The following is an 11,075-nucleotide window of genomic DNA, read 5'->3' as shown; positions in this document are numbered from 1 at the left end:
CCTATGATGGCCTTTTGGACAGAGCAGTATGACGGTCATGGCATCATGGTCACCGCCAGCCATTCTCCCAAAGACACTCTGGGCGTCAAATGGTTATGCGGTAACGCCTCTCCTAGCGAAACAGATATCTATGCGCTTTTTGAAGATCTGTCACACTCTGCTGCTATCCATGACGATACTCGTCTAAATACAACGCCTGCTGTTATTAGCCTTCCTACTGATGCAGTAGCGACGCCTTATATTGAAGCCATTCAAGGTGTTTTTTCTGACATTCATACTCAAAAACACCCATCAAAAGCAGTTAAAAAATCTGCTAAGCCAAAGCTTGATATGACTATTGTCATCGACTGTATGCACGGCGCAACCAGTCGCATCGCCGCACCACTTTTTACTACGTTTTGTGCGCGAGTCATTATTATCAATGATACCCCTGATGGCACGTTTCCGATGGGTAATCCTGACCCTACCGAGCCCAATCGCTTAGCACAGCTGCAACAGATGGTCATCGTTAATCAAGCTGATATCGGCCTTGCTTTTGATGGCGATGGTGATCGGCTAATGATTGTCGATGATCGCGGTAAGGTGGTGCTCTCAGATCACCTGCTTTACCTGTTGGCAAGGGTGGCCATTACTGAGCGCTCAAAGGCGAATATCAACCCTGACTTAACTGAGCATCATTTAACTCATAAAAGCTATGCCCCAACACCGCAAGTATTATTCGATGTTAAATGCTCACATCACCTGCCTACTTTATTAGAGGATTTGGGCGCTGCGCCCGTTATCAGTAGAACCGGTAGCGGCTTTATGCGTGAACGGCTACGTTCTGATAATAGTCCTATTATATTTGCAGGGGAGTTATCAGGACATTTTATCTTTAATGATGGCTATTTTACCGCTTATGATGATGCGATGTACGCAGGCCTGCGCTTACTGCATTGGCTTGCATATACCTCAGAGCACAATCATACTTTATCGCCTGCATTTGACGCTTGGGGCGCGCCTGTAAACCGCACTACTCTTTATCGCTTAACAGATATTACCAGCCAGCTTCCAAGTATTGTCATTACCTCGGATCATTATCTACCTATGATAGATAAGGTACCAGAGTGCTCTATCATTAAGCGCTTAGCGACGCACTGTCACTATTTGCAATGCTTAGTGAATACGGTTATTGACGACACTAGCCTTTTAGATAACAACAATAGCAATGATGATAAAGCTCATCAAAACCCTTTATGCACAGCCGCTAGATGTAATAATACCTGCTGTCTGCCGCGCATAACGACTTATCAAGCGCAAGAGTTACTGCCCAAGGGTACTAAGATTACCTGTATCGATGGAGTGCGTTTAGATTTTGCACGCGGTTTTGGTGTACTGCGTCAATCCAATACCAGTCATAGTCTAACGGTGCGGTTTGCAGCGGATAGCAGCGGCGATCTAAAGACCATTCAAGCGCATTTTGTGACACTCTGCGAGTGGATTGATAAAGATTTAGCCAAGCAAATTGCTAGCATTTATCCTGAGTAACCCATTTTAATAAAAGCATCTGTATTTAAGATGCCGATTAGGAGTATATGATGTCTCTAAATTTGAACGATGCCAAAAACACCGCTGAGGTTTTGACTACCGCACTGCCCTACATTCAGCGCTTCGTCGGCAAGCTCATCGTAGTCAAATATGGCGGCAATGCGATGACCGACCCCAAGCTTGAAAGCTCATTTGCGCGCGATATTGTTTTACTCAAAACCGTCGGCATGCATCCTGTCGTCGTCCATGGCGGCGGCCCGCAAGTCGATAATTTGTTAAAAGAGCTAGGTCGTCAATCTGATCGCATCGATGGTATGCGCGTTACGGACAAGAGCACCATGGATATCGTAGAGATGGTGTTGGGCGGTCGTGTCAATAAATCTATTGTCAGTCTCATTAATAAGCATGGCGGCAGCGCTATTGGCTTGACGGGCAAGGATGCCAACCTCATCCAAGCCAAAAAGCTGGTCATGAGTAAAGTTGGCGCAGATGGCTCGCAAGTTCCTGTTGATTTGGGCTTTGTCGGTGATGTGGTCAGCGTCAATAAAGACGTCATCAATATGCTCATCTCCTCCAACTTTATCCCCGTTATTGCACCACTTGGGGTCGATTCTGAAGGCAACACTTATAATATTAACGCTGACCTAGTCGCCGGTAAAGTTGCTGAATTTTTGCAAGCGGAGAAGCTTATGCTACTGACCAATATCAAAGGCGTACTTGGCCGCGATGGCGAGGTGGTCACGGGGCTTACGCCCAAAAAGGTCGACGCCCTTATCGATGATGGCACCATCTCAGGCGGTATGATTCCCAAAATTCAGTGTGCGCTTGATGCGGTACGTAGCGGTGTCAAAAGTGCCGTTATCGTCGATGGTCGCGTGCCTCATGCCACCTTACTCGAAATCTTTACCAATGAAGGCGTCGGTACCTTAATCAGTCGTGAAATTGATGCGGCAATGAGCTAAACCCCTCTACTATAAAGATGATAGCCCAAGCTTATAACACTTGGGCTTTTTTGGAAGGTTAATTTTAAATCAATACGCACAAAACTCAACTGAGCTATGGCTGCTATTGCCATATACCTTCATGCGATGATTACCTTTGCGCTCAGTAAAATACGAGTTTTCATTGTCATAACGATCGCCACTTAGTCGTCCATTAGGTCCTGTGACATAAGCCACGCTGATCTGATCGTCACCGACATTGCGGATGACTAAATTTTGATTGGCCATCAGCCACAAACGAAATTCTTTACCGTCTTTGATATTACCAGTGAAGCTGCCGCAATAGCTGTTATCGGCAAAGGTAATCTTAGTCGAGGAATCTGCCGCTTGTGCGTTCATGGTCATCAAGGGGAGCACTGCCAGCATAGGGAGTAAAAGTAGATTTTTCATTATGTCATCCTTGTCAGTTATGATTCTAATTATATTTTCAGCTATGATATGCAAACAGCCAACTTATATCTGTAAATCTATCATAAAACAGCCTATATGAGTGCTATATTTTATAATCTAAAACTAGGGTTTACTAAACTGCCTATCAAACACCTCTTCATCAAAGCCGCAAAGCAGTACTGATCGACCCTCAAACTGACCCTCTACTATTGGTCTTTTAATCATACTGGTATTTGCCACTAGCAAATCAATCGCGTCATCGATGCTGGCATCTGCAGCCTCTTTTTGCTCATCGGTCAATTTGCGCCATGTCGTGACGCGTTTATTGAGTACTTTGTCTATCCCTAAAGCATCGACCCAGCGTTGTACGTTTATTTTATTCACACCTTGCTTTTTATAATCGTGAAAACTGTAATCAACGCTCAATTCATCGAGTTTAGCAAACGCTTTTTTCATAGTACTACAGGATTTGATACCGTAAATGGTGAGGGTCATAGTTATTCCTAAGGTTTTTATGATCAGTAATTTTATTATCGATTTTTATAAGGGTAAGCACTTATTTATGATAAGTCTATTATTACGCTGCCCCATCGCATTTTTAGCCGATTTGCGCTATTCTAGCGTATCTAAATTTTTATTAAAATATTCAACTTTGAGCCAATTATGAACAACGCCGTAACCGCAGACCAAACCATTTCTACTGACAACCAAAACGATAACAATCACTATCAGCCGCAGCTTATAGAAGCGGCGCAGCAAGCTAAGTGGGCCACGGACAAACGTTATGAAGTGAGCAATGAACCAAGCGACAAGCCCAGCCGCTACATGCTCTCTATGTTCCCTTATCCTAGTGGCAAGCTACATATGGGACACGTGCGTAACTACACAATCTCTGACGTACTCAGCCGCTATTACCGTCTAAAGGGTTTTGAGGTTATGCAGCCTATGGGCTGGGATGGGTTTGGCTTACCTGCTGAAAACGCTGCAATTGCCAACAAGACCCCACCGGCCGAGTGGACGTTTGCCAATATCGAAAGCATGCGCGCGCAGCTCAAACTACTTGGTTTATCGGTTGATTGGTCACGTGAGTTTGCCACTTGTAGCCCAGAGTATTACCAGTGGGAGCAGTGGTTGTTTTTGCAACTGTACAAAAAGGGGCTTGTGTATAAAAAGCTTGCTACCGTCAACTGGGATCCCGTTGACAATACCGTGCTGGCCAACGAGCAAGTCATAGACGGCAAAGGCTGGCGAAGCGGCGCGCCCGTTGAAAAGCGCGACATTCCGATGTACTACTTCAACATTACCGATTATGCCGATGAGTTACTCGATGATTTGGATCAGCTAGAGGGTCATTGGCCAGCAGAAGTGCTGACTATGCAGCGCAACTGGATTGGTCGTAGTGCCGGTATGGAGGTGCACTTTCCTTATCAGATCGAGGGTCAAGACAACACCTTAGACGTCTTTACCACTCGTCCCGATACCCTCATGGGCGTCACTTATGTTGCGGTTGCTGCCGAGCATCCCTTAGCACAGTACGCTGCTGAAAATGATGAAGTCATTGCCCAGTTTAATGCGCTATGCAAAAAAGGCTCTGTCGCCGAAGCTGATCTAGCCAAAGCCGAAAAAATCGGTATGGATACAGGACTTACGGTAACCCATCCGTTAACGGGCGAGGAAGTGCCTGTTTGGGTCGCCAATTACGTGCTCATGAGTTACGGCTCAGGCGCGGTCATGGCGGTGCCAGCTCACGACGAGCGTGATTATGAATTTGCAGTCAAGTACGATTTGCCGATCAAACAAGTTATCAATACCCCCGAGGGCTATTTTGATGCTTTAAAGGCTGCGGCAAAAGCTGATGGCATCGATGTCAATCTGTCTTATACCGAGCGCAATACTTTAGTCAATTCAGGCGAGTTCGATGGTATGGATTTTGAGCAAGCCTTTGATGCTATGCTCGCCAAACTTGAACCACAAGAGCTTGCTAATAAAAAAATACAGTATCGTTTGCGTGATTGGGGCGTCTCGCGTCAGCGCTATTGGGGCTGCCCTATTCCGATGGTCAATTGTGAGCATTGTGGTACAGTGCCTGTCGAAGAACAAGATTTGCCAGTAGTACTACCGACCAATGTCGTCCCTGATGGTCGCGGCAACCCACTCAAAAATATTCCTGAGTTTGTCAATACTACTTGCCCTAAATGCGGCAATGCTGCTGAGCGCGAGACCGATACCTTTGATACCTTTGTCGAATCGAGCTGGTACTATGCGCGCTTTGCTAGCCCGAATGATAATCAAAACATGGTCAACAAGTCGGCGGCGAATAAATGGTTGCCTGTCGATCAGTATGTCGGCGGCGTCGAACATGCGGTCATGCATCTGCTCTACGCGCGTTTTTTTCATAAGTTGATGCGCGATGAAAACTTGGTATCAGGCGACGAGCCCTTTGCCAATCTGATGACTCAAGGCATGGTGCTCGCGGGTACCTTTAACCGTGTCAATAGCGACGGCAGTACCACTTATTACTTTGCAGACGATGTCAATATCGATTACAACGAGCGCGGTCAACCGATCAAAGCCACGTTAAAGGCGGACGGCAAGCCTGTGACTATCGGCAAAATAGAAAAAATGTCCAAGTCCAAAAACAACGGCGTCGATCCGCAAACTACTATCGATCAATACGGCGCGGATACGGTACGCTTGTACACACTATTTACCGCTCCTGCCGATCAAACGCTTGAATGGTCAGATGATGCGCTCAAAGGCCCTTATAACTTCGTCAAAAAAGTCTGGCGTATTGCCAGCGACCATATGCAGGCGCTAACACAAGCAGGCTTAGAGCTAAACACGCTTAATACTACGGCATTAAACGTAGAGGGTTTGAGTAAAGAGGCCAAAAGTCTACGTCGTAAGACGCACGAGACCATTGGCAAAATTGATAATGATTTAGGCGAGCGCTTAGCACTAAATACGCCCGTATCTAGCCTTATGGAGCTCTCCAACGAGCTTGCCAGTTTTAAAGCCAGCAGTGAGCAGGACTTACAAGTACAGCATGAAGCGCTTGTTGATTTGCTGATTATGCTATCGGTCTACGCGCCGCACGTTGGCGAGCACTTGCTTGAGCAACTAGGTCTTGATACTCAGACCCTGAACTATCCTGCTGTCGATGCTAGCGCTCTGGTGCAAGATACGGTCACTATGGTCGTGCAAGTCAATGGTAAAGTACGCGGTAGAATGGACGTGCCACCCAACAGTGATCCTGAGACTCTAAAAATGCAAGCTCGCGAGCTTGAAAGCGTCGCTAAATTCATCACTGGTGATATCAAAAAAGAGATCGTCGTACCCAATAAGCTGGTTAACATTGTAGTAGCCGGCTAACTACTGACTGGCTTAGCAACTTGGTTGGTTAAATAGTAAAGGCTTATAACAGCACACAAGGATATATGTCCATGCGAAAACAAGGCAAAAACAAGCTTGCGTCTGCCCTTCTTGCCAGCTTACCGATGTTTGCTATGCTCGGAGCAGCAGGGGTCTTAACCGGCTGCGGTTTTCAGCTACGCGGTCTTGAGGCGCCGCTGCGTTTTGAAGCGCCCAAAACGGCTATTATTGTTGAAGACAACCGCATCTCATTTCCTCTAAAATTGCCACTTACGCGGCGTTTAGAAGCCTTGGGCGTTAATGTTGTCGATGGGATGACGATCATAGAAAACACCGGCGATATCAATAATGCCTCTGGCGAAATCGCCACCATTGCTGTTAACAATGTGCGTTTTCGCCGTTATGAGCTAGTTGGCGTGTTGACTGAGATTCGTTTAGTGCTATCTGCGGATGTCACTTATCAGACAACGCAAAACGGACAGCCAATAACCTTGTCTAACCCAATTCAAGTAGAGCGCAGCTACCAATATAATGAGGCTTCGGTCAGCACCGATGATCAGCAGGGCAGCCAAATTCGTGACTGGTTATACGACAGCCTAGCGCAGCGTATCACTGATCAGTACGTCGCCATCGGTCTACCTAAAGTCGCACCTACTGCCAATCAAACGGCCTCGCAGGTGATAGAAAACTCTAGAGTCCCTATCGTTGTCACGCCAGAGATAACAACGCCAAACCCTTAAGATTAATAATCTGATTCCCTTATGCAAGAGTCCTTTATACAAGCCTATCCTAAATTATTGCAGCCTGATATTCAGGTTGCAGGGCTATGGCTTGCGCATGGAGATGAGCCGCTGCTTCATCAATGGCTTATTGATGCCCTGCGGGTGCAGTGGCGCGCACAGAATTATGCTATCAAACGTATCGAGCTGATATCTGTCAAAACTTGGCAAGAAGTGCTCTCAGAATTAGGTAGCCAGTCGTTGTTTGATGATGCCAGCGCGATTATCGTGACTGGCAATCACAAGCCTGATAAAGCCATCATTAGCGAGCTTGAGCGTTTTGCGACAGACGCACAAACAGGCGTGCATAGTAACAGCCTGCTCTGGCTGACGCCAAAACAAGACAAGCGCGCGCAAAGTAGCAAATGGTTCGCCCCTTTTGCTAAGTATGGTCATATCATCGATTGCAACTTTTATGACGAGCGTGCCCGCCAGCAGTTATTACAAATCCAAGCAAAACAGTTTGGTCTAAAACTATCAAAAGACGCCTGGCAGCTTCTTATGTCACATACCGAACATCACCTGCTAAGCGCCTACCAGACCTTATGGCGACTGTCTTACCTGTTTGCGCCGCAGCTAGCAGAACAAGGTGACGGTATTGCGCTAGATATCGGTGATTTGCAGGCAGCGCTGGTGAGCGACGCGCAGTTTAGTGTGTTTGATTTGTCAGATGCGATGCTGGCAGGTCACACCTCTCAAGTGGTCAAAATTATAGCTCAGCTTAGAGCGACTGATGAGCCGACGACCTTGGTACTTTGGGCAATCAGTAAAGATATGCGACATATAATGCAATTGATGGACGGTCAAGACCCTCAGAGCTTAGGTATCTGGCGCAGCAAACAAAGCCTCTACCAGCAAGCTTGCCGCCGTCACTCAAGAGAGACGACCGCAGCTTGGCCTGCGCTCCTTTATCGCTCAGATCAGGCAATCAAAGGTCTGGTTCGTCAGCCTGCTTGGGAGCTCTTATTACAAGCATCGCTTGAGCTGTCAGGGCAAAGGTTGTTTTCATAGGTTAAATACAAATACCCTTCAACAAACAGATTGCCTTTAATCAGTAAGTAATCTCTTATCCGTAATACCTCCTCTGTTTTTACTTATATGTAGCTCAGTCATTACGTCAATTTAGTCTCTAAACGACTCCTCTCACCTTCTAGGTTTATACCCCCTTAACCTTTCGCAAACTAATTACCGTTTCATTTTGCCAATAGAGCCTTTACTATAGCTATACTCACAAGCTGCACCTGATATCACTGCAATCGGATTAAATCATGGCCAAACTGAACCAGAAAACCGCTATCAAATGGGGCGTTATTGCTCTAGTTGTCGTCGCTCTAGCGGCTATAGCTTATAATTTTTTGAAGCCCACTGAGGAGGCGCCTAATTATTTGACTGCAAGTGCTTATGTTGGCGATATTGAAAACAACGTCATGGCGTCAGGTAAGGTCAAAGCTCTAAATACCGTTGATGTCGGAGCACAGGTTTCAGGTGAAGTCACCCGGCTTTATGTTGAGGTGGGTGATGAAGTACAACAAGGCGATCTCATCGCTCAAATCGACCAAGTGACACAAAATAATAATCTGAGCAATGAGCAGGCAAGCCTTGAGCAGAGTGAAGCGGCATTGCAAAGTGCGCAAGCGGAGGCCTTAAGCCGTGAAGCAGGCCTAAAAAGCGCCTACGCTGATCTTGCCAGCCGTCAGTCTGAGCTTAAACAGGCCCAGTCTGACTTTGCTCGCTTGCAAGATTTAGTCGCAATCGATGCAATATCCCAGCAAGAGTATGATACCCAAGCCACTCGTGTTGAGACCGCACAAGCTGCCGTCGCCAATGCACGCGCCGCTATCGACACGGCCAATGCCGCTATTGCAACCACCCAAGCTAACATAAACAGTCAGCGCGCCGCGCTACGCAAATCGCAAACTAACGTCAGTACAGCTGAGGAGGATCTGAGCTACACAACGATTCGCGCGCCTATATCAGGTACAGTGGTCTCGGTCACCACTGAGCAAGGTACTACGGTTAATGCCAATCAAACCGCGCCGACTATCGTCACCCTAGCTGACCTATCAACCGTGCGTATCAACGCGCAAATCTCTGAGGCTGATGTCATCAACGTCCAAGCGGGTATGCCAGTTTATTTTAATATTATTGGTAATCCTGACCAAAAGTACGACGCTACTCTAAAGGCTATTGAACCTGCGCCAGAGAATATCAGTGACACCAGCTCCACTGATGCTGCTATTTATTATGTCGGCTACATAGAGGTACCAAACACCCAGCGCCGCTTTCGCATTGATATGACCGCACAGGTCTATATCATTGTCAACGAAGCCAAGAATGCATTGCTTATTCCTTCGGCGGCTCTACAACCTGCCAGCGCCAGCAAAAGACCTGCTGATTCCTCTGACAACACTGATATGCGTAGCGATGATGACAAAAATAGAGCGCGTGCGGATGCTAATACTACTGATAACGCCTCAACCAGCGCTGGCATGGTTCGCGTACTCAAGGACAATGGCGAAGTCGTTGAACAACGCGTTACCGTTGGCATTAACAATCGCGTTAATGCGCAGATTTTGAGTGGACTCAGCGCAGGCGACGAAGTTGTTTTGGGTGAAGAAAAAGCAGAGGGTAGCCAAGGCGGTAGAGGCGGACGTCCCTTTTAGGGCTTGATGCTATCTACTCCTACATCGCATTTTTATATCTGATAAATATAGGTCGTCGTACCCATGGATCCCATCACACCCAGCGCTAATAACACAGCAGATGTGCCCTTGATGCAAGTTAAGGGTCTGATCAAAGAGTTTCGTGCCGGTGAGCAGACAATACGCGTGCTCCATGATATAAACCTGACTATCAATCAAGGCGAGATGGTCGCTATCATCGGGCAATCAGGCTCTGGTAAGTCCACTTTGATGAATATCTTAGGCTGCCTAGATCAAGCAACCGCTGGTGAATACCTGATATATGGTCAGCCCGTTAGTCGCTTGGACGCCGATGAGCTTGCCAAGCTGCGCCGTGAGCATTTTGGTTTTATTTTTCAACGTTATCATCTGTTAGGTGATATTAGTGCACAAGATAACGTCGCTGTGCCCGCTGTTTATGCGGGTATGGATGGGCAAGCTCGTAGCAATCGCGCTGAAAAGCTACTCTCAGATTTGGGATTAGCGGACAAGGTAGGTAATCGTCCCAATCAGCTCTCAGGTGGTCAACAGCAGCGGGTCTCTATTGCACGCGCTCTGATGAACGGTGGTGATATTATCTTGGCTGATGAGCCAACCGGAGCGCTCGATAGTAAGTCAGGCGAGGACGTTATGGCTATCTTGCATGAGCTAAAATCGCAAGGTCATACTATCATCATGGTCACTCATGATCCAGGTCTTGCGCAGCAGGCTGAGCGTGTCATTGAGCTCAAAGACGGCTACGTCATCGAGGACTACCGTACCGAGCACTATCAACAATCAGCCGTCGACAACAGAGTACAGCCAGAATCTATACTCGATACGCATCGTAAAGGTAAACTTGCCAGCTTTATAGATCGCTTGTTAGAGGCATTTAAAATGTCGCTACTTGCCATGCGCGCCCATAAGATGCGTACGCTTTTAACGATGCTTGGTATTATCATAGGTATCGCCTCAGTAGTCTCTGTCGTCGGCCTAGGCAAAGGCTCACAAGAACAGATACTAGCTAATATTAGCTCCTTAGGCACCAATACTATTACCGTAATAGACGGCTATCCTTGGGGAGATCCCAGACGCCAATATAACGATGATAATCTCACGCCTGAGGATGCGCAGGCAGTCGCTAATCAACCTTATGTCGTCAGCGTCAGCCCGCAGCTCGATAGCAATATGAGTGTACGCTATCGGAACGTACAAGAAGCGGCGAGCATAAGCGGCGTAGGTCAAGACTATCTCAACGTCAGCGGAGAGACTTTAGCGCAAGGTCAAGGTTTTGATGAGCAGAGCATTTTAAAACGCACGCAAGATATCATCATCGATGACAATGC

The 11,075-nt window shown here is 47.0% G+C and carries 9 protein-coding genes; 7 read left to right on the top strand and 2 right to left on the bottom strand.

Going from position 1 to position 11,075, the window contains the following annotated elements; translation table 11 throughout:
* Both ACTXGO_RS05710 and argB read left to right on the top strand, forming a co-directional pair.
* On the top strand, positions 1-1,527 hold a 1,527-nt coding region (locus tag ACTXGO_RS05710; RefSeq protein WP_443573665.1), incomplete at its 5' end, for a phosphohexomutase domain-containing protein.
* Positions 1,528-1,577: 50 nt separating this feature from the next.
* Positions 1,578-2,489, top strand: a complete 912-nt coding sequence (argB, locus tag ACTXGO_RS05705) for an acetylglutamate kinase (RefSeq protein WP_443573667.1) — start codon at positions 1,578-1,580, stop codon at positions 2,487-2,489.
* Positions 2,490-2,558: 69 nt separating this feature from the next.
* Here argB and ACTXGO_RS05700 read toward each other — a convergent pair whose 3' ends face one another.
* Positions 2,559-2,918: a hypothetical protein gene (locus ACTXGO_RS05700; protein WP_435950415.1), complete on the bottom strand. Its 360-nt coding sequence runs from the start codon at positions 2,916-2,918 to the stop codon at positions 2,559-2,561.
* Positions 2,919-3,041: 123 nt separating this feature from the next.
* Positions 3,042-3,413, bottom strand: coding sequence for a Spx/MgsR family RNA polymerase-binding regulatory protein (locus tag ACTXGO_RS05695; RefSeq protein ID WP_443573663.1), 372 nt, complete (start codon positions 3,411-3,413; stop codon positions 3,042-3,044).
* A gap of 168 nt (positions 3,414-3,581) precedes the next feature.
* Here ACTXGO_RS05695 and leuS point away from each other — a divergent pair, with 168 nt between their 5' ends.
* The 5 genes from leuS to ACTXGO_RS05670 form a co-directional block, all read left to right on the top strand.
* Positions 3,582-6,290 (top strand): leucine--tRNA ligase, encoded by a 2,709-nt coding sequence (leuS, locus tag ACTXGO_RS05690; RefSeq protein ID WP_443573661.1) that lies wholly within the window; start codon positions 3,582-3,584, stop codon positions 6,288-6,290.
* A 65-nt stretch (positions 6,291-6,355) separates the two neighbouring features.
* Positions 6,356-7,030, top strand: coding sequence for an LPS-assembly lipoprotein LptE (locus tag ACTXGO_RS05685; RefSeq protein ID WP_435950412.1), 675 nt, complete (start codon positions 6,356-6,358; stop codon positions 7,028-7,030).
* 21 nt (positions 7,031-7,051) lie between these two features.
* A complete protein-coding gene (gene holA / locus ACTXGO_RS05680; RefSeq protein ID WP_443573659.1) occupies positions 7,052-8,080 on the top strand; it encodes a DNA polymerase III subunit delta in 1,029 nt (342 codons plus the stop codon).
* A 257-nt stretch (positions 8,081-8,337) separates the two neighbouring features.
* Positions 8,338-9,732 carry an efflux RND transporter periplasmic adaptor subunit gene (locus ACTXGO_RS05675; protein ID WP_443543456.1) on the top strand — a complete coding sequence of 465 codons (1,395 nt, stop codon included), beginning with the start codon at positions 8,338-8,340 and terminating at the stop codon, positions 9,730-9,732.
* 63 nt (positions 9,733-9,795) lie between these two features.
* On the top strand, positions 9,796-11,075 hold a 1,280-nt coding region (locus ACTXGO_RS05670; RefSeq protein WP_443573657.1), incomplete at its 3' end, for an ATP-binding cassette domain-containing protein.

It is taken from the genome of Psychrobacter sp. T6-1, from assembly GCF_052258445.1.
The sequence above is the reverse complement of the archived record's forward strand: the minus strand, read 5'-3'. Positions and strand labels throughout refer to the sequence as shown.